Below are 23,141 nucleotides of genomic sequence, written 5' to 3' on the forward strand. Positions count from 1 at the left end.
CAATGAGCTCCCTATTTTTGAAGGATAATGGACCATAACCAAGATTTGCGGTCCAATGAGCTCCCCTTTTTGAAGGATAATGGCCCGTAACCAAGATTTGCGATCCAATGAGCTCCCCTTTTTTGGAGGATAATGGCCCGTAAGAAGAATTTGCGGTCCAATGAGCTCCCCTTTTTGAAGGATAATGGCCCGTAAGAAGAATTTGCGGTCCAATGAGCTCCCCTTTTTGAAGGATAATGACCCATAACCAAGATTTGCGGTCCAATGAGCTCCCCTTTTTGAAGGATAATGGCCAGTAACCAGGATTTGCGGCCCATTGAGCAGCTCTCTTTTGGAGGATAACGGCCCGTAAACCAGGATTCCAGAGGTGGCTGATGGAAATGGTTTGCCCGCCAGTTCAACAACAGGCGCTTAGTAATTATCTGAACTGAATGTTTTATACTCCAGACGCCTTCACACTTCTATTCACTCAATGCTTTTTGTTTTTAATGACTTATTCCATTCACTCTGGGAAAAACTAACGTAAAAGAAAGGAGTGTTTGGGATGATTGAACTTCCTTCAAAACTGGAGGGGCAGCATTTTCAGTTGTATAAGCTGGAGCAGCAGCTGAAGCCGTTAGGATATGATATTGGCGGAAATTGGGATTATGATCATGGATATTTTGATTATAAAATCGACGATGAGGTCGGGTATCAATTTTTGCGCCTGCCGTTCGCTGCCGTGGACGGGCAGCTGGATTCCCGCGGAGCCACAGTGGAATTCGGAAGGCCGTTCCTGCTTTCTCACAAATATCAGCGCGGGTTGGATGACCACGCCTCCACCGGAACATTTTCTGGGACGACCAACCAGTTCTCGGAGCCGCAGGATCCAGACGCCAGTTTTCCAGAAGAATATATTTCTGTTGGCGTGGAGCTGGTGAAAGAACTGGAAGACCAGCTGCTAACTTGATTTCTTTTTGGACTTTTCAGTGGAAATCACCAGTAGTCCGTCGTCAGCATAAATGATTGTTTCCAATGGAGGGTTCACAATTGTGCGCTCTCCTTTTTTTAATCCCAAAAGGATAATATTCCGCTCCAGGAGCAAATTGCTTATTTCTTGAAATGTTTTATTATGGCATTCTTCTATGGGATCGATCACTTGAAGATTATTTCCCTTTAGATGATTCAAGAGCTCAAGAATGGTTGTGCTCATTCCTTTGGATAAAATACTGTCCATAATAATATAACTGGTCTGTTTATTCGTCTGGATGACTTCATCAGCACCTGCTCGTTCAGCATTGGCGATGTGATCTCCTGTCAGAATTTCAGCTACGCAGTAAAGCTTCGGGTTGATTCCTTTCATTGCCAGCAGTGTCATCACTGTGTTCATGTCTGCGTCGATTTCATTTTTATTCTGATCGGCGGTGATGACTGCAATTTCAGCAGTATCGACTCCTGCCTTTTTTAAAATATCATCCCTAAATGACTGTCCTTTTATAAAATGGATGCGGGGATTTTTATAAGGATTCTCCGTTAAGGAATCATCGATTAAGGTAACCAGATTGCTGCCGTCAAAGGAAAGCAATTGATCAATGATTTCTCTTGACCGTTCGTTCCAGCCAACAATGATTGTATGTTCCTTTCCCATAAAAGAAGCTTTCCCTTCTAAGTAAGCATTTTGCGTGGTAACAGTAGAGGCAGCCAGCGTGACAAAATAGGTTGTCAGAAAACCGGCTCCCAGAAAAATGAGCAGCATGGCAATGATTCTCCCCAAAATTGTTAAAGGGACGTAATCTCCATATCCGACTGTTGAAGTCGTAATCAACGCCCACCATATGCCATCAAAAATAGTAGGGAAATTGACAGGTTCTATAATATGTATTAGGATTCCAAAAGCAGAAATGGCTGTAAGGGCTATGACCAAAGTTCTCACAAGGATGGGCCACCTCAGAAATCTCTGATAAAAAGAAACACTCATATGCAAAGTCTCCTTTCCGCATTGCTATCCATTATTGCCTTTATACATAAAAAATAGGCTAATATTGTAAAAAAAGTTGTAGTGGTTTTTATCCTATTTCTATGAGCAAAGATTTTTCAGAGGTAAAATAAATCCGTAAATATGAAAGAGGCTGGGACAAAACCATAATAAAAAGCTCTCTTCGCAAAGATTGTGGCTGAGTAAAAAGAATGGATTTCCGCTCCAGGTGCACGACTCCGCGGGGCGGGCGGTGAGCCTCCTCGGCTTTGCCTGTGGGGTCTCACCTGTCCCGCTAGTCCCGCAGGAGGTCGCACACCTTCCGCTCCAATCCGTCTACGTTCAGGAAAAATCGATAAATAACCTTAAAAGCAACATCTTTCAAATAGAGCCAATTAAAATGAAAGAACCGCATGAAATCAACTCCCATTTTAGTGAAGTCATTCAGTTTGTAAGCTTGAATCTGTTCAGGAGAAAGGGTGTAGAGATTTTCTCCGATATAGAGCATCCGCTGCACCTGATGCTCCCAGCGCTCATAGATCTCATCTTCTTCAGAATTCGTTATCTGTGCCTTTCTGACGATTCCATTTTCAGGGGTGATTTCGTAAACAAGAGAGCCTTGGTAGTCAAAAATCTGTTCATACATACTTCCTTCTTTATCCTGGTAAACGGAAACTGGGAATCCGAACAAGCTTTTCTCTCGATGCTGAAAGAGAGCTTTATGGTCCTCCATTAAATAAGAATGGGTTCCGCGGCCGCCGATGATCTCGGTATCTTTTTCCTTTGGATTATGGAAATCAGAGACATCAAACAGAGAGATTTTCATGCCGCCTGTCAGGACCAGTGGCTCTGTATTAGACGATTTGTCATCCTTTACAAGCTTGGTGTCATAGCCGAAACCGATTAGATGGTTTTCATCCAATGGGTGGAGGTAGTTGCTGAACCCGGGGATCTTCAACTCTCCGAGAACTTCAGGTGAGTAAGGGTCGCTTGTGTCAATGACAAAGAGCGGGTCAACCTGTTTGAATGTTACCATATAAGCTTTGTCTCCCATAAAACGGACCGAATAGATCCGCTCCCCCTTGGCGAGGTCTTCGACTTTTCCAATATGCTTCAAATTTTCATCAAGGATATACAGGTTATTGGCCGAGGGGCTGCGGTCGTCTCCCCATGTGTTTCCTTTGGTTGTGGCAATCCGGAAATTCCCTTCGTATTCATCCATAGAAAACTGATTGAGGACTGTTCCTCTTACATTCGCCATTCCTGCGAATTCGATGTGGGATTGGTCTATTGAAAACTTATAGACTTCCGTGTCTGCAGATGCCAATGGATTTTCCCCTGCAGGGTTATATCTGGATAATGCCATATAAAGATTTTCTTTAGACATATAGATTTGATGGCCGCTTCCCAGATAAGATTCGACGAGAATGTCGGAAGTAACCTCATCAAGATTGATTGCCGCAAGCAAGGTAAAGTTGGTTTCAGTGGACTGGGGCATATACTTTATGTTCTCATATTGAAGGAAAGAGGGTGATTCACCGTTTAAGCTGTCTGAAATCCGAGGTCTCAGCTCAACATTATCTTTCTCCTCTAGCATCCAGTAGTCCGGGTGGTGGCTGGCAGCAAGGTATACGTAAGAACCTGCTTTACGGGCTGCAACATAATTTCCTTCCATGCTGAACTCCCTTAACAGCTCTGGTTTTGTCTTGTCAGAGATATCATAAATATGGGTTTTCATCATGCTGTGCATCGGCATGATGTGAGCTTCAACCGAGCTTTTTTCGGCATGAGGTCTGTCCTGGTATTCGTCATTCCAGCTGTTTCCGATGACAACCAGTTTGTCATCCTCTAGAAACAGGTGCTGAGGGGAGAAATTATTTCCATAGGATATGGATGAAACAATCTCCATATCACTGACTGGCTCAGCCTTTGTTATGACCAGCTGCTGTGAGGCAATCTGATAGATGTAGGTGCCGTCCGTTTTGACGATGTCAGCTTCGTCCACTCCCTGAACCTGGTTATTGGTCGTGCTGTGCTCATTGGAAGAAGACTCCTGCTGGGTCTCCATCGCTCCTTCAGCTCCGGAGCCGCTGTCGTCTGCAGAGTCTTCTGAGACACCCCTGTCAAATATAGAAAACTTCGGCCTGTTTTCTTTTTCTCTTTTAATGGCGTACTTGAAATACTGTTGAAGGTCTTTCTGTGATTTTACTTCCGGAAGGGCAGGGACAACTGCAAATTCTACTGTTTTATTTCCTCGGACCGGAAGCCCCAGAGAAGATTTAACCGCAGAGGAAATATGCAGGGTGAAAGATTCTGTTTCGGTAGAATAGCCTTCTTCGGGCGGATGGATGAGGACGCTTTTACGGTCATCGCTGATGGCGATGTTAACAGGGACCTTTTCGCCATTTTGATTTTTTACATAAATAGCATCTTTGCTGAGTTTCTTAAGGGGCTGAGAAAACTCGAGGTTCCATGTTTTATCAGAAAGGACAATATTTCTATCGTTGTTTTGAGCGCCGGTTTTTACAGCAGGCTGCTTAAAATAAACAAACACGAGTGCAGCAGCGAGCAGGAGGACCCCAGCTCCGATCCATAGCTTTTTCATCTTCATCACTCCAATCATTTCATTTGTTACTGAAGTAGACGAAGATGATATGAAAATGTTACATAGGAGGAAAAATAAACCTTATCGAGCTTTTGCAATGATGCCATTATGAACCTTGATATAACCGGAATTTACTATATCCAAGCCGTTTTCATACATATATAAACCCATCTGTTCGACCGTCATCAGCTCACGGTACGTGTGATTCATCACATCAGCAAAAATATTATAATAAATTCGCGACCGCAATTGATTACGCGGCGTCGTCATGACCACATAGCCATTCGGTTTGAGAAATTTCCGGTGCCAGTCCACTACTTCCGGTTTATACTCGTCAGGAAAATGCTCAAGCAGGCCAACCGATATGACAATGTCAAATTCCTTTCCATAAGAAAGATTGCGAATATCGTCTATGACATACTCAATATTTAATTCATCCTTATAATAGACTTTGGGCTGGCCGGTTTGCGGATTTTCACCAAGGAATGGATAGGAATCCGGGAAGTGTTCATACCTCGTAGTCTTGCAATACTCATCATAATCCACCATCGTCACTTTTGACCCAGGGTACATGGCGGCAAGCTGCATTGCTTCATACCCCTCGGCTGCACCGAGAAATAGAATACGCGGCTTGGACACATCAAGGCCCTCAAATAATGCCCGTTTTCCACGCGGATCCCAGATGCCGTCCTGTATCCGATGTACATAATTCCAAAGCTGAATTCTCACAACATCGCCAAGGGCAGCCTTTACTGTCCCTGCCTTGAAGGACTTGAGGCTTTCCAGGAATTTTTCTTTTTCTCTCTGCTTTTCCAGAGGAACATCCTTCGAAAACCACTCATGAAAAGATCTGTTGAAATACTGCCAGGAAGTATGAGCACTCATGGGTTTGCCATGCTCTTCTTCATATTGATGTCTATCCACAGAATAGTTTTTAACCTCAAACGGACGGCCGACATCTTTCCAGGACAGCGGTGACCAGTCACTGACTGTGTTCACTTTGACGAACTTGTTATACTCTTTCTCAGAAAACGTGCGAAGATCCACTCGATAGCTTTTCTGCATCTCACTGGTTCCTATATGGGACTCGTTGAACGGCTTTTTCTGTTCTGGCAAAACTTCAGCTTGCAGCATAAAATCCCCCTTAAAGAAATCTGAATTTTCTTTCATTATAGAAGGTAAAGAAAACGTTTACAACACTTTCGAGAAGAAGAGGAAATAAAAAAAGAAAATTTTCACCAAACTACTTGCTAAAACAGAATAATCTTTATATAATAAAAAACGTCGCAACATTCTATTGCGGGGCATTAGCTCAGCTGGGAGAGCGCCACGCTGGCAGCGTGGAGGTCAGCGGTTCGATCCCGCTATGCTCCATACTTGAAAAACGCAACCTCATGGGTTGCGTTTTTTTATTTTCTCGCAGAGATTGTGGCTCTATTTAAGTATTGAATTTTTACTTTATGCACAGAATTCCGCAGGTGTCTTAAGCTGATTGCTGCTAATTACAATTGGATTTTTTATAGTAGATAACTAGAGAAGTTATTATCATGCGTGTGTTATAAAAAGATTTAACATAAGTGGTGTAAGCAAGCTATAAAGTGAATCCTGAAGGTGAAAAGGAACGAGCGCTTGAGGTTATATTGCAGACAAAAAAGAGATGCGCAAATTATGTGCATCTCTTTAGATTTATACAATTAACTTTTCTATCAATTCTTCCAGCTTATTAAAATGGCTCTCCTCAAATAATTCTTCTCCTTCTTTCAAAGAAGCGAAAGCACTTTTAATAAGAAACTTCCGTGGAGATTCGCTGTGGAGTAATTCTTCCTGGATAAAATCCAATAATTCCTGGTATTTCACCTGATCAGTGGTGTCGGTGATCTGCTGCTTCAGAAATAAAACAGTATGCTGTAGCTCTTGTTTTGTATTCTGGATGCCGCACTGATGTTCAGGAAACCAGACCTTCAGGAGTTCAGGCTGAAACAGCGGTTTATGTCCTTTACCTAGTTCCTCGGCGATATTGACGATTCGATCAACACTGTAATGGACTACACGGTGAAGGCCGGTTGTCGTGTTGTTGACCATTGAATAATATCTAAGGTTGTGATGGAGGATGCCGAGGAATGTGATTGCACAGTCCAAAAGGTATGGTCTCTTGCTCTCGCCGAAAATGTCCAGGAATCGGCCGTGAAGCCAATAGATCATCTTCAATTGCCCTCTTTTGACCGAGTTTTTCAAGTCCTCGTCATTCGACATCATGACTTCCTCATAGAGCGGGATCAGTTTATTTTCCTTATTTTCAATCATTTGTATTTCGATTTGTTTAATGAATATTTCTATATTGGAAGGATCCTGGCTGATCAGCAGGTCATTTCGCTTTTTTTCAATTTCACTGTAAATGGATTTGAACAGTTCTATCAATAATTCATTCTTTGAGGAAAAGTAATTGTAGAAAGTTCCCTTCGAGATGCCGCTGTAATCCAAGATGTCTTGTATGGATGTCTGCTGAAATCCTTTTTCGATAAACAGCCCATGTGCTTTGGTGATGACATGCTGCTTTCTTTTATTCATGATTTCCTCCTTGACTATACTGACTGTATAAAGTCGATGATACCCCAATACCGCTATTTCTACAAACTTTTATAGGGAAAATTAAATTTCCAATTGAAATTTTTGGACCGATGGTATATGATATATCTTGTTTAAAATGACAGTATAAAAAAATGGACTGTTAGTATAAGGGGGAGAATGAATGGAGAGTACAAAAAAGAATGTACGTCCTCAATATGGGATATTGGCAGTTTTAATGGTAGGAGCTTTTATCGCATTTTTAAATAATACATTATTGAACATAGCACTTCCGTCTATAATGGTGGAGCTGGAGATTGAAGCATCTACCGTTCAATGGCTGACAACCGGCTTTATGCTGGTTAACGGAGTCTTGATCCCGACAACCGCATTTCTAATTGAAAAGTATTCTGTGCGCCGGTTATTCCTGGTGGCAATGGGCTTGTTTACAGTTGGTACCCTGCTAGCAGGGATAGCCCATGTGTTCCCTGTCTTGCTTGCCGGCCGAATGATTCAGGCATCCGGGACTGCGATCCTTATGCCGCTGCTCATGAATGTCATGTTAGTCAGCTTCCCGGTTGAAAAAAGGGGAGCGGCAATGGGGATGTTCGGATTGATCATGATGGCGGCTCCTGCCATCGGCCCGACACTGTCCGGCTGGATCGTAGAGAATTATGACTGGAGAATGCTGTTCCACTTTGTCACACCGATTGCCATAATCGTCTTTTTAATCGGCTTTTTCCTATTGAAGGATAAAAAGGAAAAGGTGGATATCCGCCTGGACTTCATTTCAGTGATTTTGTCCAGTGCCGGTTTCGGAAGTGTACTGTATGGCTTCAGCTCGGCAGGTACAAAAGGCTGGGATAGTCCTTGGGTTTACGGGACGATTGTTCTAGGGGTTGTTTCCTTAGTGGTATTTATCCTTCGTCAATCAAAAATGGAAAGACCAATGCTGAACTTCGGAGTCTTCAAATATCCAATGTTTGCACTATCATCATCCATTACGATGGTATTGAATATGGCTCTGTTTTCCGGGATGTTAATGATCCCGATCTATGTACAGACAATCAGGGGGATTTCTCCTCTGGATGCCGGTTTGTTGATGCTGCCAGGTGCTCTTGTGATGGCATTCATGTCACCAATCACTGGGAAGCTGTTCGATAAATTCGGCGGCCGGGTTCTGGCGACAAGCGGATTGATGATTACGGTCGTGACTACGTACCTGTTCAGTAAACTGACTCAGGATACATCCTACACGAACTTGGTCGTTTTGAACTCGATCCGGATGTTCGGGATGTCCATGGTCATGATGCCTGTTTCAACAAATGGGTTGAATCAACTGCCGGCCCGTTTTTATCCTCATGGAACAGCCATGAATAATACATTGAACCAGGTATCCGGTGCGATAGGGACAGCATTGCTGATCACGATAATGTCAAACCGGACTGTCACTCACACCAAAGAATTGATGCAGGATGCTATGAAGAACCTTACTGGTCAGCCGACAGAAGCTGCTTTGGCTCAATTGCAGCAGCAGGTTGGCATGGAAGCGATGCTCCAAGGAATAAATGATGCATTCCTGGTAGCAGCTTTCATTGCTGGCGCAGCACTGGTTTTATCTTTATTCATTAAACGCTCGACACCAGCAGAAGATCCGTTGGAGGAAATGCCGGTGAATAAGAAGGTTGCGGCAGAATTGGCTCCTGGGAAGTAATTTTTTCAGGATTACAAATCGGGACGAAATCAAATTGGTTTCGTCCCATTTTTTTGAGTCAAGTTGCTTTTAAAAAGAAGGCAGGCTTTTGTATAATGACAATAGGCCGCATGGTGATGGCTTGAATAAAGAAAGCGCACGGAGTAAACCTTATAATTGTTCAACTCTTATAAGGAATTTATGAAAAAGGAGAAATGTACAATGAATTTCGTGACTCTAAATAACGGTCTTAAGATGCCGCAGCTTGGGTTCGGGGTATGGCAGGTAGAGAATGATCAAGCGACGGCTGCAGTCTCAAAGGCTATTGAAACTGGTTATACATCTATCGACACTGCCATGATTTATCAAAACGAAGAAGGTGTTGGAAAAGCCTTGAAAGAAATGACTGTTCCTCGTGAAGAGTTATTTATCACGACGAAAGTCTGGAACAGCGATCAAGGGTATGAGAATACACTGCGTGCTTTTGATGAAAGCTTAGAGAGACTTGGACTGGAATACGTAGACTTGTACCTGATTCATTGGCCGACTCCTGAATTTGATGAGTATGTGGATACATATAAAGCACTTGAAAAGCTTTATAATGACGGTAAAGTTAAAGCAATCGGTGTCTGTAACTTTGAGATTGAACATTTGGAGCGCCTGATGAAAGAGTGTGAAGTCAAGCCTGTTTTAAACCAGGTGGAATGTCATCCACACCTTGCCCAAAATGAATTGAAGGAATTCTGTGAGAAGCATGACATTTTTGTTGAAGCCTGGAGTCCGCTGGAGCAGGGCGGTGAAGTACTGCAAAATGAAGTAATTACCAAGATTGCTGAAGCTCATGGCAAGTCGCCTGCACAAGTGGTGCTTCGCTGGCACCTGCAAAACAATACGATTGTCATCCCGAAATCAGTCACTCCATCCAGAATTGAAGAAAACTTCAATGTCTTTGACTTTGAACTTTCTGCTGAAGAGATGAAGCAAATTGACGGTCTTAACAAGGATCGACGCAAAGGTCCTCATCCGAATGAAATGAATGTAAGATAACTTATATACGGAAAGCAAACCCTCAATTAACTCATGTTGATTGAGGGTTTTTTTGATTGAAAGGACTTAATTGGTTAGAGCGCTGAAGGGACTGTTCCTCTTTAATCACCCTGCTTCATTCTGGCTCCAGGGGCCATTGGAGGAATATGGACAAAAAGAATGATTAAATCAGCACCTGAATTTCAACACATCGGAAGGGATATGCGGAAGTATAAGAGAATAGAACTATATGATAAAGCTAGAATAACAGAAAATGAAATAGTTTTTTTAAAAGTGAAAGTACAGGGGGAGACAATGATGGTTAGTAAAAAAGCAGCAATAAGTATGGCAGGAACAATTTTTGCAGCAGGACTAATAGGTGCTGAAGGGGCTTCAGCAGCAGGATCTGAGGAAACAGCAGAGATCCAAGCTGAAGATGAAATCAGCCCATTGTATGTTCCGATAGGAGAAGGACACACATGGACATACGTCAAAACGACCTACACTTCTACCGGGTATATAAAAATATACAGCGACAAAGACTCTCACTGGTACTATATGAAAGAAGTCTTCTACAACAATAGCGGTAAATACATTAAAACGGTGTATGATAAATTCGCTATATAAAGGATAGGCAGGACGGTAAGGTATTTTACTGAATAAAGGAGGGATAACATTTTTTAGGTTGAGAGGAAGCTTTGTAATGATTAGAAGAGGATTTAAAATGAGACTATATTCTGGTGTGATTTCCTCTCTAAACATTCAATGTATCAAGTGCCTGGCTTTGGATGATTTGAAACATAAGGAACTTGCCTCAATGCAGCCCCGCCCATTAGTACGATTGAAAACACTCATGTATCCCGTAATCCCCCTACTAAAAAGATGAATAGCCACTATAGTATGGTGTTTAGGCGGTAATCCCCCTACTAAAAGGATGAATTGGTGTTTTAGTATGTTGTTTAAGCGGTAATCACCCTACTAAAAAGATGGATTGGCGTTTTAGTATGGCGTTTAAGCGGTAATCCCCCTACTAAAAAGATGAATAGCCATTTTAGTATGGTGTTTAGGCGGTAATCCCCATACTAAAAAGATAAATAGCCATTTTAGTATGGTGTTTAAGCGGTAATCACCATACTAAAAAGATAAATTGGCGTTTTAGTATGGTGTTTAGGCGGTAATCCCCCTACTAAAAAGATGAATAGCCACTTTAGTATGGTGTTTAAGCGGTAAACCCCCTACTAAAAAGATGAATAGCCATTTTAGTATGGTGTTTAAGCGGTAAATAACCTAGCAAAAAGATGAACTGGCACTCTAGCATGTTGTCAAAGCAGCCGACACCTGCTATAAAGGTGATTTCGCATTCTAGTATGGTGTTTATCTCCCTTATACTTCAATCAGTCCTTCATTAAGTACAGCCTTCTTCAAATACAATAATGTTCGCAAAAACCTCCTAAATAAAAAAGGCAGGCACGTTATACCGTGCCTGCCTGGAAAAACCATTTAAGATAGAGAATAAAACTTCAGGTCCTTCAGTGCCTGGTGAAGAGTTCCTTTGATCGTCAGGTGATTCAGATCCACTCCCAAGGTCACCATAGTATGGGAAACCTCAGGGCGGATACCCGTAATAATCGTCTTCACCCCGATGAGCGACAAGGCTTCAATTACTTTGAATAATTGATCGGCTACCATGGTATCGACGGTCAGGACCCCTGACAGGTCGAGGACGAGGGTGCTCAGTTTTAAACTTTCGGACTGCCTCAGGGTTTCTTCCATTAAAAGCCTTGCTCGTTCCGTATCAATATTTCCAATCAAAGGCAAGATGCCGACTTCCGGTCCAAGCGGAACAACAGGTACTGATAATTCCATAAAAGCAGAACGGGCATTTTCCATCGACCGCTGAAAGCTGTCAACGTAAGTGAGACTGAAATAATAGACGGCACTATCCAGTAAAGGATCAATGATAAATACAATCTCAAAAAGAGTGTCAGATGAAATCGGACTCTCTTCAGCTGCCTTCCTAATTGCCTTCCAAATATACTCTCTGTAAAAACTGGTGTCTCTCAGTGCTTCTTTCAACGGTGCACCCAAATGGAAAAAATACTCCCCGTTCTTGGTTCCCCACTCACGGACCCGCTCCATCGCTTTTTGTTTATCCTCATGTTCAGCTAAAGCTTCCCCAAACAGACTGATGAATTCTGCTCGTAATTCAAGGATCTTCGGTTCAATTTTTGCAAAATCGCGCTTTTGTGATTCAGTCAACGGCACATCAGCCATTCTATCTTTATGTATCTCTAATGAAATTTCGTGCTTCTTTATTAATAACATTTTACCCAATGCTTGAATTTCAGTCGTCATTTTTCTTCCTCCAGCAATATAATTACGAGCATCTCTCGTATACTCAGTTGGCTATCGATATTATATTACCACATGAAATAGATTAGTAACTGCTAACCTGACCATTCTAGTAAAAAAATCCATATATTTCAAAGGAGGAAGCAGGAAAGTGATTTTATGCTTCAACACTCTAAAACACTAAAAGGGACAGTCCCTTTTAGTGTTTTAACATACTAAAGTTAGAAACAAAAAATAAGCCTCCTCCAAAATCTGGAGCAAGGCTGTTATGGTAAAGTTAGTTTGGATGTATAATCTGTGTTAATAAATTTATATCGTCCTCTATAAACGCTTTTAATTGAATGTCAGGACATCTTTTATAATCATCGAGCAATCTGCCCAGCTCTTTGATAAACATCAGGGTTTCAATGTCTTTATTCATATATAACATCTCCGTTCCTATAGGTATTATAGCCTAAATGAGACAAATTTAAACAGTTTAATAAGAAGAAAATGGAATTAAAATATTGCGAATTTTTATTTTTTTGCAGGAATATGGAAAAGTTTTTAGAAAGACTAGAGATGGACTGGATGTCTATAGAAAACTGAGGTGGAACATGAAATTAAAAATTTTGCATACAAACGATCTGCATAGTCACTTTGACCACTATTCGAGAGCTGTATCACTGATAAGAAAGCTTAAGGATGAACATACATTGCTCCTGGATGCGGGCGATTTTGCTGACTTTAAAAGTATTGAACTTCAAGGAACACGGGGAGCGGCTGCGATTGAACTGCTGGAGTCCGCCGAATATGATGCCATCACCATCGGCAATAATGAAACGTTCAATGGAGTGGAGACACTGCAATTTATGGCAAGCAGAAGTTCAGTTCCATTTATCAGCAATAACCTGCTAAGAAAAGATAAGTCTGTTCTGGATGGAGTGGTCACTTCAACCATTATAGAGAAGAATGGCCTCCGGATATTGATTACGGGATCTTCTCCGGATCTTGGAGATTTTAATGATGGATTGGGAGTCCATATCAGTCCTTATAAAGAAGCACTTCTTCAGGAACTGGATCGGAATAAAGGTAAATATGATGTCAGCATTGTGCTGAACCATGTTGGCACCTTTGCGGATGATGAACTCGCAAAGGAATTAGACGGCATAGATATCGTCATTTCTTCTCATGATCATCAGCTTTATACAAAAGCCAAAGTCATCAATGATACGATTTTGAACAGTGCCGGCTGCTATGGAGAACATGTCGGTCTTATCGAAGTGGAAGTGTCAGCAGAAGGAGTGAAATTAATTCACTCTGAAACGCTGCCGACCAGGGGCGAACAAGAGGACGAGGAAGTGGTCTTCCTTTTAAATCAAAGTAAAGAAAAAGCCATCTCAGTACTAAGCGAGCCGCTCTACCCTCTGCCACGGCCGCTTTGGCATGATGTAGTGGAGGAAAACCCAATCAGCAACTTAATCGCAGATGGATTAAAAGATATATTGGACGCTGATATTGGGTTGATCAACAGCGGTATCGTGAATGCAGGGGCTTTTGATTATCTTTCTAATAAAAAACTAATAGAGATTTGTCCATCGCCTTTGAACCCGACGATCTTTGAAATACAGGGGAAACATTTGAAAGCAGCGATCGAGCAGTCGCTTGATGCACAAGTCTGCCTGGCGGATGGAAAAGGGCCGGGGTTCAGAGGAAGATTTGTGGGAAGGCTGCACGTTTCCGGAGCAAAAATAGAGCATGACGGTACCAAGGTTAATCAAATTCTGATTGGGGAAAAGCCGCTTGAAGAAGATAGGTGGTATAAAGCGGGCTCATCGGATTACTTACAGAGAGGTTCAGGTTACCCGGATCTGGCTCATAATCGAAATGAGAAATACCTGCCAGAGGAAATTAAAGATGTTATCCGCTTGTACGGCCAAAACAATTCTTTTATCGAGAGTGCTTTTATCAATAGGTGGCATTCATCAAGTCCGGTCACGGTTCATAGCTGAGGGGGAAGGTTTGTTGAAAGAGTCTTTTTATAAAGTTTCCGGCTGTTAGCTAATGAAAACGGAAAAATCCTCTTAAGCAAGAGAGAAAAACACTCTCTGTTGGTACAAGCAAAAACCAAAGTATCCAGGGGGAAATACGGATTCTGGGACTCATCTGAACCAAAATGCAGGATCAACCACTATACATGTATCACACCCTTTTCTATATTGTTATAATGAAAAGAAATAATTTTCAGCGAGAAATGGGTGAGAAGAATTGAGAGATGGCATAAAGCTGCTGGGCAGAAGCGGTGAATGGACTTCATGATATTTTGATTAGAATTTCCAATGATGTACTGGGGCTTAATTTAACAGACAAAGAACTGCATTTCTGGATTATGGGAGTTATCGGGATCGGTGTCTTTTTCTTTATCTTTGCGGTAACGAAGTGGCTGTCAAAAATGCCTTTTGGAATTACGATGATATCCTTTTTATATACGATGACTTTCATGTTCGTACTAGTGTTTGCAATCGAGATCCAGCAGGCCATCACAAACAGGGGCAATATGGAATTTGCAGATGCAGTCATCGGGTTATGGGGATTCCTGGTTCTGTTTATGGTATATGCAGCGTTAGCGCTGCTCGTCATTGCAGGAAGACAGTTATTTAAGAAGTATGACAATGACCGAAACACGAATGTAAAAATGTAGCCTTCCTTATTGGGGAAGGCTGTATTTTTGAACTGTCTGATTGTAGCTGCCTTTGAAGAGCCGCCTTTTTTTACACGATTTTCGTTTTGCCGCATTCTCTGCACTTACGGTAAAACATGCCGTCTTTAACGGTCGATTTGAACAGCTTGTTTCCGCATTCACACCTGCCGCTGACTTCATCAGGTTCGTCTTTATAGTAAACAATGTTTTCGTTTTGGTTCTCGTCATTGCTTGTCATATCACAACATCCTTTCGTTGCTTGTCTACCTTTATAATATAGCAAGATTTTAAGGGTATTTCTATTCCTGAGAAATTATAGCATAGGATTCTTAATAGGAAGTGCTTCAGATGAAAGGAAGAATTTTATGGATAACATAATAATGGGGGCGTTGTTTCTTCTTCAGGCGATGGGCATTTTCTATATTTATTCCAGGTCCAAAACAGACGAACCTAATATTCTGCTGAAATTAGCTGGCTACAGTACTCTTGGGGCATTTTCATTTGGCTTTAATACTATAAAGCTGCCCCTTGGCTTCATCGTTTTTATATTATTTTTCAAGCCTGATACAAATTTTAAAAGAAAGCGGGAGGCTGCCTTTCTCGGTTTTGCAGTCTTTCTGATCTCTCTGGCGATTCCCCTTCTACAAAAAACAGCTTATGAATGGCCGGCGGTTGTTGAGTTGGAAAGTCATCATTTGAATAGCATCAGTTTTGAAGAAGAGTGGAAGAAAGTGCAAGAGGAGCTGGGAATGGGAAGTTATTCTGTCGTTAAAAGATTTGAAACGACTTTTGACAAGGACGGTGAACTTTATTCTCTGGATATCAAGCTGATAGAGCCGTCTCCCGATGGTTATGTCAATTACCATCTTCAGCTTGACGAGGAAAAAAATCTGAAGATAAAGAGGTACCGGCAGGAAGAAGGGATGATGATCTCTGAAGAATCAGAAGCTATCTACTTCTTCAGCCATCTTGATGCTCTATCTTCAGAGATGTTTAACCAGTCGGGAATTCAGTATTACACCATCAGTTCTGAAGGAAACCGGCACGGATATGCTGTCAGGGAAGCGCAGAAATTCTTAGTGTCTGCTAACGGGCTGGAAAAGATCGAAAACCATCAACTTCCGCTTGAGGGAATTATGCTGGATGTATGTGGCTACGAGGGAAAGTACAGTGAAAAAAGCCAAGAAACCTGTGCGTTAAATCAACATTTTCTCTTGGATGTTTCGTTTCCGGAACAGGAAGTGACCGAAGAGAATATCATTGATCTCGCTAGGAGAGACAGGGAGATCAATGAATGGTTCGAAAATCATACCGGGGAGTCTGTGGGTACCGAAGAGAATGGTGTATACATTTTGAAAAAGGATGGAAAGAACGTAGAAGTGAATCAAGACGAGTATGTCACTGCATTCAAGGAAACACCCTATGTCACTATCAATCAGACTGAACATTTTTGGATAGCAGAAGTTGAACAGCCCTATGGCTATGCACCTCACAGGATTGAAATAAAGGTAAATGCTGAAACAGGAAAAGTTATAGACTATTTTTTCCGGTAACTCTATAGCATCTATTTACCGGCATGCCAAGAGCGCTTTCTTGATGAAGCGCTCTTATTTCTTTGGTAATGTTCTAATCTGACCTCTCTTTCTCATATTTTAGAGTACGGGCCCTTATAAGGATTACTACTATTATAGGAGAGAGGGGATTGACATGTTAGGATTTTTGCAACGGATCGGTAAAGCTTTGATGCTTCCAATCGCTGTCCTTCCAGCAGCTGCATTGCTTTTGCGGCTGGGACAGCCTGACTTATTGGATATTGCCTTTGTTTCTGCTGCGGGTAAAGCAATTTTTGACCATTTGGCCTTATTATTTGCCATTGGTGTTGCGATTGGTCTTTCCAAGGATGGGAACGGTGCAGCCGGTTTAGCGGGTGCCATTGGATTTCTTGTATTAGGAGAGGGAACGAAAGCGATTAGTGCTGATATTAATATGGGGGTTTTAGGGGGGATATTGTCAGGGGTCATAGCCGGCCTGCTTTATAACCGATACCATGATAAGAAGCTGCCTGATTACCTTGGCTTCTTTGGGGGCCGCCGTTTTGTTCCTATTATAACCTCACTGGTGATGATCCTGTTGGCCGGTGTATTTGGTTATGTGTGGCCGCCGATTCAAGATGCAATCAATGGGATTGGTGAATGGATTGTCGGAGCAGGTGCACTGGGGGTCGGCATGTTTGGCTTCTTGAACCGATTGCTTATCCCGCTTGGTCTGCATCATGTTTTAAATACTTTGGTATGGTTTGAGTTTGGGGAATTTACGAACGCAGCCGGTGAAGTCGTCAAGGGCGACTTGACGCGATTTTTCGCCAAAGATCCTGATGCAGGTGCCTTTATGACCGGCTTCTTTCCTGTCATGATGTTCGGTCTGCCTGCAGCTGCTTTGGCCATGATTGCCGCAGCGAAAAAAGAAAGGCGTAAGTTGATCAGCGGAGCGATGATAGGAATTGCGTTTACTTCTTTTCTGACAGGAATCACCGAACCGATTGAGTTCTTGTTCATGTTCTTGTCGCCTGTCCTTTATCTTGCTCATGCCGTGTTAACAGGAGCTGCCATGTCACTGGCTTATGTTCTCGATATACACCACGGATTTGGCTTCTCAGCCGGAGCGATTGATTATATCCTAAACTTTAATATTGCCCAGAAGCCTCTTTTGCTCCTGGGACTTGGTCTCGTATATGGAGTCCTTTACTTTGTGATTTTCTACTTCATGATCATCAAATTTAATTTAAAAACACCAGGCCGCGAAGTCGAAGTGGAAGGAGAGTTCTCTCCAGGTGCAGGCGGGAATTATAAAGAGCTGGCTGAAAAATACCTTGCTGCACTAGGCGGGAAGGGGAATATTATATCCATCGATAACTGTGTGACCAGGCTGAGGCTTTTGGTGGAAGATACAGGACTCGTGAACGAACCGGAGCTGAAAGGCCTGGGTGCCAAAGGAGTCATCAAACTGAATCAAAAAGATCTGCAAGTGGTCGTCGGTACAGATGTAGAATTCCTTTCAAATGAACTGAAGAAATTATAGCGGAGAAAGCGGAGGTGATTTGCAGCCTCTGCTTTTTTGGGGTCTTTTTGCCGAGTTAAAAAAAGCCTTAGGATGGTATAATAGAGATACAGTGAAATACAGGATGGGGCAGCGGCTCATACTCCCGGATGAAGGGAGGTGATACGCTTATGGTTGCTATTGGAGACGTTCTTCAGATCATGATTGCGTTTGGTACTCTGGTTGTCGCGATTATCGCGGTGACAGAAAAAAAGAAGTAACCATCCCATCCCCGGCCAAAGGTTATAGATGATTACTTCTTGGATTCAGCTTAAAGTTGAGCCGCTGCATGTCCATGCAGGTATTCGCTGTAAGAGAGTCCTGATTGCCGTCAGGGCTCTTTTTTTATTGTATGATGTTATGTTCATTATATACTTACCTGAATTTTTCGTAAAGCAAACTAAAATAATTGGGTTCTCCCTGGTTAGTTAGTAAGAATGCTTTTAGTAAACGTGCAGTGGTTAATAGTACGCTTCCTTTGCAACCGCACCAATATCTTTGAGGTGCCCAGACTTAATGGTACGTTACTCTGTTAATCATACCAATATCTTTGAGGTGCCCAGACTTAATGGTACGTTTCTCTGTTAATCATACCAACATCTTTGAGGTGCCCAGATTTAATGGTGCGTTACTCTGTTAATCATACCGATATCTTTGCGCTGCTCATACTTAATGGAACGTTTTCTGGCTTAACGTACCAGTACCTTGAGGTCCCTCTGTCTGAACGGATCCATACCAAAAAGAAAAAGACATAAAAAAAGACCCCCAAATTGGGAGTCCTTTATCATTATTACTTAGTTACGTTAGCAGCTTGAGGTCCGCGAGCGCCTTCTTCGATTTCGAAAGAAACTGTTTGACCTTCATCTAGAGATTTGAAACCTTCGCCTTGGATAGCAGAGAAGTGAACGAATACATCTTCTTGACCTTCAACTTCGATGAAACCGAAACCTTTTTCTGCGTTGAACCATTTTACTTTACCTTGTAACATATGTGTTTCCTCCTGCGTGGCTTTAGGCCACAATGTATTACCATTCTTGCTCTAAACAATCTATCAAGACGAATCTTTCAGTGTTACCGAACAAAAACAATTAAGTTAATCCTATCACCCTTGAATTATTTCGTCAAGAGGGTTGGATGTGGCTGTTTTGCTGTGATTTTTAAGGCTGAGGCCCTGTTGGAGAAGGCTTTTTATTCCTCCTGGCTGCCAGATATGGCAAGGAAATGGATGTTTCCAAATATTCTCAGTCTATTGCTTGTGAAATATTCTCTATCTGATTTAAATGGAGGGAAAGGACCGTTTTTGTATCGTCATCATAGAAAATGACTATTCGGTTTGCGGGGGAGTATTGAAGTAAACGGCCGGTCAAGGAGAATTTCCCCTTTCTTTCAATGAGGTATTCTACATTCAAGAGCTTATTTTCCTGCTGCCATTTTTCGAAAAGATTCTGCCACTCTTCCATAAAGCCCCCTTATATATTTCGAAATAATTTTAATGAAGACGGGAGATCTGCATATAAATAGTAAAGACAGGTGAACAGCTCTTCCGCCGCGCATTTCGAGTATTCCCTCTCAGCCAGCTGTTTAATCAAGCTTCTTTTAGGTTAAATAATATGAAAAAATGCAGAGAACAAAAGTGAAAGTGTAAGGGAGAGGCAGGAGAATAGATGTCTTTTTTTACTGATGAAATGTTAACTTCTACTATAAGGTTACTGGTTATTGTACTCTTGAGCGGGCTCATTGGTATTGAGAGGGAGGTCAAGAATCATCCCGCGGGGTTGAGGACCCACATTGTGGTTGGGGTGGGGTCATGTATGCTGACACTTGTGTCACTCTTTGGATTCGAGGATTATATCAGAGCCCACGAGGATATGAGAGGTTTCGACCCGAGCAGGATCCCCTCTTACATCATTTCCGGAATTGGCTTCCTTGGAGCAGGGACCATACTCGTTCAGGGGGGCATAACAGTCAAAGGACTGACCACGGCTGCGAGTATTTGGGTTGTGGCCGGTCTCGGGATTGTGGTTGGAATAGGTATGTATTATGAAGCAGTCCTGGCGACAATCATCATTATAACCACATTATTCTTTTTAAACAGATTTGAAAAACTCTACAAAAAAAAGGTAGATACAAAAGAACATATGCTTATGACGATTGCCTTGAGCAGAGGGGAAGGGCATATCAAGAGGATTAATACTGAACTTTTTTCGCACTCTATTGAGATTACCCAATTTAATCTTGAAGAAGATAAATCGGATGATAAAGGACTGTTGAAATATACTCTTTCTTTATCCATTAAGCAGAAAACCGATTTAGCTGATTTACTGGAGAAAATGCAGGGGATGTCATTTATCACTTCGGCGAATATAAATAAAAGAACTTGAGAAAACCGGCCAAAATAAGGTCGGTTTTTTGTGTTCTTTTGCAGCTTAATAACTCTTGTATCCTGATGAGGAAGAATCAACAATGTTGAGCTTACGAATTCACTTTTCTGAAGTTCGTGAAGGACATTTTTATTTAAGGGTAGAATTTAATACCTCCTGAGAGTAGACTTGGGTAAGATAGGATACCGCAGTGTGAAAGGAGACGTGGAGATGCCGGAAATCCGCATGAATCCCTATTTCATTCTTATGATTGGGGTAATATCAGTTTCAACATCAGCCATCTTGGTAAAGGTGTCCAGCGCAGATGCGGGAACCATCGCATTTTACAGACTGTTATTCACCATCTTGCTGATGTCTCCAGTGTTTTTATTAAAGTATAGAAATGAACTAAAGAACATTACCATAAAAGATTGGGGATCCACAGTAGCAGCCGGATTCTTTCTGGCTTTTCATTTTATTCTTTGGTTTGAATCATTGAATTACACATCCGTTGCCAGTTCCACAGTACTGGTCACGCTGCAGCCTCTCTTTGCTTTTGCGGGGACTTATCTTTTCTTTAAAGAAAAGTTCAGCAGAGCAGCACTGCTATCAGCCCTGCTCGCTATTGGCGGAAGTGTCATCATCAGCTGGGGAGATTTCCGTATAAGCGGAATGGCTTTGTGGGGAGATCTGCTTGCGCTTTTGGCATGTGCATTGGTAACGGCCTACTTATTGTTCGGCCAGAATGTTAGAAAACGGCTGTCTTTGATTACTTACACATTTATCGTATATCTAATGAGTACAATTGTGCTGTTTTTCTATGTACTAATTAAAGGAGAAAAACTTGGTCCTTATCCAAAAGAAGAATGGATTTACTTTATACTGCTGGCTATCATACCCACCTTGCTTGGGCATACCTTGTTTAATTGGTCTCTGAAATGGCTTAGCACCTCAACCATTTCAATGGCGATCCTGTTGGAGCCGATCGGCGCTTCGGTACTAGCTTATTATCTTTTGAGTGAAGCGGTTATTATGTCTCAGGTAATTGGCGGTGGAATTATCTTATTGGGGATCTTCCTCTTTGTGCGGGAAGAACGGAAAATCAAAAAGCAAACAGCCTTAAGGTTGAAAGGAGGATAATAACAATGGAGAAGGCCTTTAGACAGTTTCCGGGTCTGGAAACAGAGAGATTGATGTTAAGAGAAATCATACCGGAAGATGCAAACGCCCTATATAAAAATTTTTCCGATGACCGAGTAACCGAATACTATGACCTGGAAACTTTTACGGAAGTCGCTCAAGCGGAAGCGCTCATAAAAAAAATTGCTGCGGGTTTCAAGACCCATACCCAATTGAGATGGGCGATCACTCTTAAACCTGAAAATGAATTAATAGGAACCTGCGGCTTTCATGAAATCGAAAAAGAACATTATAAAGTAGAAACTGGATATGAACTTAGTCCCGATTACTGGGGCAGAGGAATAATGAATGAAGCGTTGAATGCCATATTTACATACGCCTTCAAAGAGATGGGAATTAATCGAATCGAAGCCTTTTATGACCCTGCGAATGATAGGTCCAGAAACGCTCTTGAGAAGTGCGGCTTTGTATATGAAGGAACACAGCGAAAACGTTTCTTCGAAAAAGGTAAGTTTGTCGATGCATCCCTGTCTGCACTATTGCAGGAAGACTATGAAAGATAATGAGATAATACTATTCTGCTCAATATAAAAAATGGAGGAAGGGTACCTGGCGGGCCTTCCTCCATTTTTGTTTTATTGAATAAAAACATAAGTGAGTCCAGAGAAAACAAATGCCATGACCACTGAGAAAATAAATGTTCCTCCCCTGACCTCTGTTTCAGATTCACCAATTTGGATAGCTTGTACAAAAGAAAAGGCAAACAAATATATAGCCATGATAAATGAAAGAATAAGGGCGGCTTGTACGACCATTAGATTAATAGGACTCCTTTCCTCTATATGTATACAATGAAATCTATGCAGGAAGGAAAAGAATTATGATTTTCAAAAAAGATTTCAAAAAAGTATTGCACGAATAATATTATCATGATATATTATTATTCGTCGCTGCAAACGACAAAACAAAACACACCGCTTCAAAAAAACATTTTAAAAAAATGTTTGACATTAAGGGAGTGCGGTGTTATGATAATAAAGTCGCTTTTGAAACACAGCGAACGAAGCTTGAACCTTGAACCTTGAAAACTGAACAAAACAACAAACAAAACGTCAACGTAAATCTAGTAAGAACATGTTTCTTACAAAGTTGCTAACACTTTAATTAGCAAATGAGCAAGTCAAACTTCTTTCGGAGAGTTTGATCCTGGCTCAGGACGAACGCTGGCGGCGTGCCTAATACATGCAAGTCGAGCGGACTGATGGGAGCTTGCTCCCTGAAGTCAGCGGCGGACGGGTGAGTAACACGTGGGTAACCTGCCTGTAAGACTGGGATAACTCCGGGAAACCGGGGCTAATACCGGATAGTTCTTTTCCTCGCATGAGGAAAAGTGGAAAGGCGGCTTCGGCTGCCACTTACAGATGGACCCGCGGCGCATTAGCTAGTTGGTGAGGTAACGGCTCACCAAGGCAACGATGCGTAGCCGACCTGAGAGGGTGATCGGCCACACTGGGACTGAGACACGGCCCAGACTCCTACGGGAGGCAGCAGTAGGGAATCTTCCGCAATGGACGAAAGTCTGACGGAGCAACGCCGCGTGAGTGATGAAGGTTTTCGGATCGTAGCTCTGTTGTTAGGGAAGAACAAGTGCCGTTCGAATAGGGCGGCAC

General features: G+C 42.1%; 22 protein-coding genes, 1 tRNA gene and 1 rRNA gene. 14 read left to right on the plus strand and 10 right to left on the minus strand.

From position 1 onward, the window contains the following. The first annotated feature begins 544 nt into the window (after positions 1 to 544). On the plus strand, positions 545 to 949 hold the full coding sequence (locus FZC79_RS17325; RefSeq protein WP_113926699.1) for a YugN-like family protein: 405 nt from the start codon (positions 545 to 547) through the stop codon (positions 947 to 949). Here the strand turns inward: FZC79_RS17325 and FZC79_RS17330 are convergent. The 3 genes from FZC79_RS17330 to FZC79_RS17340 form a co-directional block, all read right to left on the minus strand. Next, positions 941 to 1,912 (minus strand): potassium channel family protein, encoded by a 972-nt coding sequence (locus FZC79_RS17330; protein ID WP_316246797.1) that lies wholly within the window; start codon positions 1,910 to 1,912, stop codon positions 941 to 943. The two genes, FZC79_RS17325 and FZC79_RS17330, sit on opposite strands and share 9 nt — an antisense overlap. 337 nt (positions 1,913 to 2,249) lie before the next feature. Then, entirely contained in the window at positions 2,250 to 4,559 is a 2,310-nt protein-coding gene (locus FZC79_RS17335; RefSeq protein WP_187442846.1) for a beta-propeller domain-containing protein, read from the minus strand. Between the two features lie 81 nt (positions 4,560 to 4,640). Next, complete coding sequence (locus tag FZC79_RS17340) at positions 4,641 to 5,693, minus strand: class I SAM-dependent methyltransferase (protein WP_148948013.1); 1,053 nt, start codon at positions 5,691 to 5,693, stop codon at positions 4,641 to 4,643. Positions 5,694 to 5,860: 167 nt separating this feature from the next. On the opposite strand from FZC79_RS17340, the gene FZC79_RS17345 reads away from it, so the two are divergent. Beyond that, positions 5,861 to 5,933: transfer RNA gene (locus tag FZC79_RS17345), tRNA-Ala, on the plus strand. A 312-nt stretch (positions 5,934 to 6,245) separates the two neighbouring features. Here the strand turns inward: FZC79_RS17345 and FZC79_RS17350 are convergent. Further along, positions 6,246 to 7,127, minus strand: coding sequence for a TetR/AcrR family transcriptional regulator (locus FZC79_RS17350; RefSeq protein ID WP_148948014.1), 882 nt, complete (start codon positions 7,125 to 7,127; stop codon positions 6,246 to 6,248). Positions 7,128 to 7,308: 181 nt separating this feature from the next. Here FZC79_RS17350 and FZC79_RS17355 point away from each other — a divergent pair, with 181 nt between their 5' ends. The 3 genes from FZC79_RS17355 to FZC79_RS17365 all read left to right on the plus strand — a co-directional run bounded on the left by FZC79_RS17355 (position 7,309) and on the right by FZC79_RS17365 (position 10,470). Then, entirely contained in the window at positions 7,309 to 8,838 is a 1,530-nt protein-coding gene (locus tag FZC79_RS17355; protein WP_148948015.1) for a DHA2 family efflux MFS transporter permease subunit, read from the plus strand. A 201-nt stretch (positions 8,839 to 9,039) separates the two neighbouring features. Further along, positions 9,040 to 9,864 carry an aldo/keto reductase gene (locus tag FZC79_RS17360; RefSeq protein WP_148948016.1) on the plus strand — a complete coding sequence of 275 codons (825 nt, stop codon included), beginning with the start codon at positions 9,040 to 9,042 and terminating at the stop codon, positions 9,862 to 9,864. A gap of 159 nt (positions 9,865 to 10,023) precedes the next feature. Beyond that, positions 10,024 to 10,470 carry a hypothetical protein gene (locus tag FZC79_RS17365; protein ID WP_148948017.1) on the plus strand — a complete coding sequence of 149 codons (447 nt, stop codon included), beginning with the start codon at positions 10,024 to 10,026 and terminating at the stop codon, positions 10,468 to 10,470. 873 nt (positions 10,471 to 11,343) lie between these two features. Here the strand turns inward: FZC79_RS17365 and FZC79_RS17370 are convergent. Together FZC79_RS17370 and FZC79_RS23295 are read right to left on the minus strand one after the other, a co-directional pair. Then, positions 11,344 to 12,198: an STAS domain-containing protein gene (locus FZC79_RS17370; protein WP_148948018.1), complete on the minus strand. Its 855-nt coding sequence runs from the start codon at positions 12,196 to 12,198 to the stop codon at positions 11,344 to 11,346. A 274-nt stretch (positions 12,199 to 12,472) separates the two neighbouring features. Beyond that, positions 12,473 to 12,616 (minus strand): hypothetical protein, encoded by a 144-nt coding sequence (locus tag FZC79_RS23295; protein ID WP_187442847.1) that lies wholly within the window; start codon positions 12,614 to 12,616, stop codon positions 12,473 to 12,475. Between the two features lie 175 nt (positions 12,617 to 12,791). Here FZC79_RS23295 and FZC79_RS17375 point away from each other — a divergent pair, with 175 nt between their 5' ends. Together FZC79_RS17375 and FZC79_RS17380 are read left to right on the plus strand one after the other, a co-directional pair. Beyond that, a complete protein-coding gene (locus tag FZC79_RS17375) occupies positions 12,792 to 14,186 on the plus strand; it encodes a bifunctional metallophosphatase/5'-nucleotidase (RefSeq protein WP_148948019.1) in 1,395 nt (464 codons plus the stop codon). 290 nt (positions 14,187 to 14,476) lie between these two features. Then, positions 14,477 to 14,875, plus strand: a complete 399-nt coding sequence (locus FZC79_RS17380; RefSeq protein WP_148948020.1) for a hypothetical protein — start codon at positions 14,477 to 14,479, stop codon at positions 14,873 to 14,875. A gap of 70 nt (positions 14,876 to 14,945) precedes the next feature. On the opposite strand, the gene FZC79_RS23300 is transcribed toward FZC79_RS17380, so the two are convergent. Continuing rightward, positions 14,946 to 15,113, minus strand: a complete 168-nt coding sequence (locus FZC79_RS23300; RefSeq protein ID WP_187442848.1) for a hypothetical protein — start codon at positions 15,111 to 15,113, stop codon at positions 14,946 to 14,948. Positions 15,114 to 15,240: 127 nt separating this feature from the next. On the opposite strand from FZC79_RS23300, the gene FZC79_RS17385 reads away from it, so the two are divergent. The 3 genes from FZC79_RS17385 to FZC79_RS23655 all read left to right on the plus strand — a co-directional run bounded on the left by FZC79_RS17385 (position 15,241) and on the right by FZC79_RS23655 (position 18,192). After that, the gene (locus tag FZC79_RS17385; protein ID WP_148948021.1) at positions 15,241 to 16,428 is read left to right on the plus strand and encodes a hypothetical protein; all 1,188 of its coding nucleotides are present in this window, start codon (positions 15,241 to 15,243) and stop codon (positions 16,426 to 16,428) included. A gap of 154 nt (positions 16,429 to 16,582) precedes the next feature. After that, on the plus strand, positions 16,583 to 17,953 hold the full coding sequence (nagE, locus tag FZC79_RS17390) for an N-acetylglucosamine-specific PTS transporter subunit IIBC (protein ID WP_148948022.1): 1,371 nt from the start codon (positions 16,583 to 16,585) through the stop codon (positions 17,951 to 17,953). 149 nt (positions 17,954 to 18,102) lie between these two features. Then, positions 18,103 to 18,192 carry a putative holin-like toxin gene (locus tag FZC79_RS23655; RefSeq protein WP_240628433.1) on the plus strand — a complete coding sequence of 30 codons (90 nt, stop codon included), beginning with the start codon at positions 18,103 to 18,105 and terminating at the stop codon, positions 18,190 to 18,192. 569 nt (positions 18,193 to 18,761) lie between these two features. Here the strand turns inward: FZC79_RS23655 and FZC79_RS17395 are convergent. Beyond that, the gene (locus FZC79_RS17395) at positions 18,762 to 18,959 is read right to left on the minus strand and encodes a cold-shock protein (RefSeq protein ID WP_113930824.1); all 198 of its coding nucleotides are present in this window, start codon (positions 18,957 to 18,959) and stop codon (positions 18,762 to 18,764) included. A gap of 253 nt (positions 18,960 to 19,212) precedes the next feature. Next, positions 19,213 to 19,431 carry a hypothetical protein gene (locus FZC79_RS17400; protein WP_148948023.1) on the minus strand — a complete coding sequence of 73 codons (219 nt, stop codon included), beginning with the start codon at positions 19,429 to 19,431 and terminating at the stop codon, positions 19,213 to 19,215. Between the two features lie 225 nt (positions 19,432 to 19,656). Here FZC79_RS17400 and FZC79_RS17405 point away from each other — a divergent pair, with 225 nt between their 5' ends. The 3 genes from FZC79_RS17405 (at position 19,657) to FZC79_RS17415 (ending at position 22,034) form a co-directional block, all read left to right on the plus strand. After that, on the plus strand, positions 19,657 to 20,352 hold the full coding sequence (locus FZC79_RS17405) for an MgtC/SapB family protein (RefSeq protein ID WP_353733617.1): 696 nt from the start codon (positions 19,657 to 19,659) through the stop codon (positions 20,350 to 20,352). 210 nt (positions 20,353 to 20,562) lie between these two features. Next, a complete protein-coding gene (locus FZC79_RS17410; protein ID WP_148948035.1) occupies positions 20,563 to 21,471 on the plus strand; it encodes a DMT family transporter in 909 nt (302 codons plus the stop codon). A gap of 5 nt (positions 21,472 to 21,476) precedes the next feature. Next, a complete protein-coding gene (locus tag FZC79_RS17415; protein WP_148948025.1) occupies positions 21,477 to 22,034 on the plus strand; it encodes a GNAT family N-acetyltransferase in 558 nt (185 codons plus the stop codon). A gap of 72 nt (positions 22,035 to 22,106) precedes the next feature. Here the strand turns inward: FZC79_RS17415 and FZC79_RS17420 are convergent, their stop codons facing one another. Then, positions 22,107 to 22,286 carry a hypothetical protein gene (locus FZC79_RS17420; protein WP_148948026.1) on the minus strand — a complete coding sequence of 60 codons (180 nt, stop codon included), beginning with the start codon at positions 22,284 to 22,286 and terminating at the stop codon, positions 22,107 to 22,109. 373 nt (positions 22,287 to 22,659) lie between these two features. Here FZC79_RS17420 and FZC79_RS17425 point away from each other — a divergent pair. Further along, positions 22,660 to 23,141, plus strand: a 16S ribosomal RNA gene (locus FZC79_RS17425); the annotation flags it as partial.

Origin of the sequence: Rossellomorea vietnamensis, assembly GCF_008180615.1 — a bacterium.
Lineage (GTDB): Bacteria > Bacillota > Bacilli > Bacillales > Bacillaceae_B > Rossellomorea > Rossellomorea vietnamensis_D.

Excerpts from the sequence above, each read along its gene's own strand:
- FZC79_RS23295 (WP_187442847.1), bottom strand. The coding sequence starts at position 12,616 with ATGAATAAAGACATTGAAACCCTGATGTTTATCAAAGAGCTGGGCAGA.
- FZC79_RS23300 (WP_187442848.1), bottom strand. The coding sequence starts at position 15,113 with ATGACAAGCAATGACGAGAACCAAAACGAAAACATTGTTTACTATAAA.
- FZC79_RS17370 (WP_148948018.1), bottom strand. The coding sequence starts at position 12,198 with ATGACGACTGAAATTCAAGCATTGGGTAAAATGTTATTAATAAAGAAG.
- FZC79_RS23655 (WP_240628433.1), top strand. The coding sequence starts at position 18,103 with ATGGTTGCTATTGGAGACGTTCTTCAGATCATGATTGCGTTTGGTACT.
- FZC79_RS17400 (WP_148948023.1), bottom strand. The coding sequence starts at position 19,431 with ATGGAAGAGTGGCAGAATCTTTTCGAAAAATGGCAGCAGGAAAATAAG.
- FZC79_RS17350 (WP_148948014.1), bottom strand. The coding sequence starts at position 7,127 with ATGAATAAAAGAAAGCAGCATGTCATCACCAAAGCACATGGGCTGTTT.
- FZC79_RS17365 (WP_148948017.1), top strand. The coding sequence starts at position 10,024 with ATGATTAAATCAGCACCTGAATTTCAACACATCGGAAGGGATATGCGG.
- FZC79_RS17405 (WP_353733617.1), top strand. The coding sequence starts at position 19,657 with ATGTTAACTTCTACTATAAGGTTACTGGTTATTGTACTCTTGAGCGGG.
- nagE (WP_148948022.1), top strand. The coding sequence starts at position 16,583 with ATGTTAGGATTTTTGCAACGGATCGGTAAAGCTTTGATGCTTCCAATC.
- FZC79_RS17385 (WP_148948021.1), top strand. The coding sequence starts at position 15,241 with ATGGATAACATAATAATGGGGGCGTTGTTTCTTCTTCAGGCGATGGGC.
- FZC79_RS17335 (WP_187442846.1), bottom strand. The coding sequence starts at position 4,559 with ATGAAAAAGCTATGGATCGGAGCTGGGGTCCTCCTGCTCGCTGCTGCA.
- FZC79_RS17340 (WP_148948013.1), bottom strand. The coding sequence starts at position 5,693 with ATGCTGCAAGCTGAAGTTTTGCCAGAACAGAAAAAGCCGTTCAACGAG.
- FZC79_RS17395 (WP_113930824.1), bottom strand. The coding sequence starts at position 18,959 with ATGTTACAAGGTAAAGTAAAATGGTTCAACGCAGAAAAAGGTTTCGGT.
- FZC79_RS17355 (WP_148948015.1), top strand. The coding sequence starts at position 7,309 with ATGGAGAGTACAAAAAAGAATGTACGTCCTCAATATGGGATATTGGCA.
- FZC79_RS17375 (WP_148948019.1), top strand. The coding sequence starts at position 12,792 with ATGAAATTAAAAATTTTGCATACAAACGATCTGCATAGTCACTTTGAC.
- FZC79_RS17420 (WP_148948026.1), bottom strand. The coding sequence starts at position 22,286 with ATGGTCGTACAAGCCGCCCTTATTCTTTCATTTATCATGGCTATATAT.
- FZC79_RS17410 (WP_148948035.1), top strand. The coding sequence starts at position 20,563 with ATGCCGGAAATCCGCATGAATCCCTATTTCATTCTTATGATTGGGGTA.
- FZC79_RS17325 (WP_113926699.1), top strand. The coding sequence starts at position 545 with ATGATTGAACTTCCTTCAAAACTGGAGGGGCAGCATTTTCAGTTGTAT.
- FZC79_RS17415 (WP_148948025.1), top strand. The coding sequence starts at position 21,477 with ATGGAGAAGGCCTTTAGACAGTTTCCGGGTCTGGAAACAGAGAGATTG.
- FZC79_RS17360 (WP_148948016.1), top strand. The coding sequence starts at position 9,040 with ATGAATTTCGTGACTCTAAATAACGGTCTTAAGATGCCGCAGCTTGGG.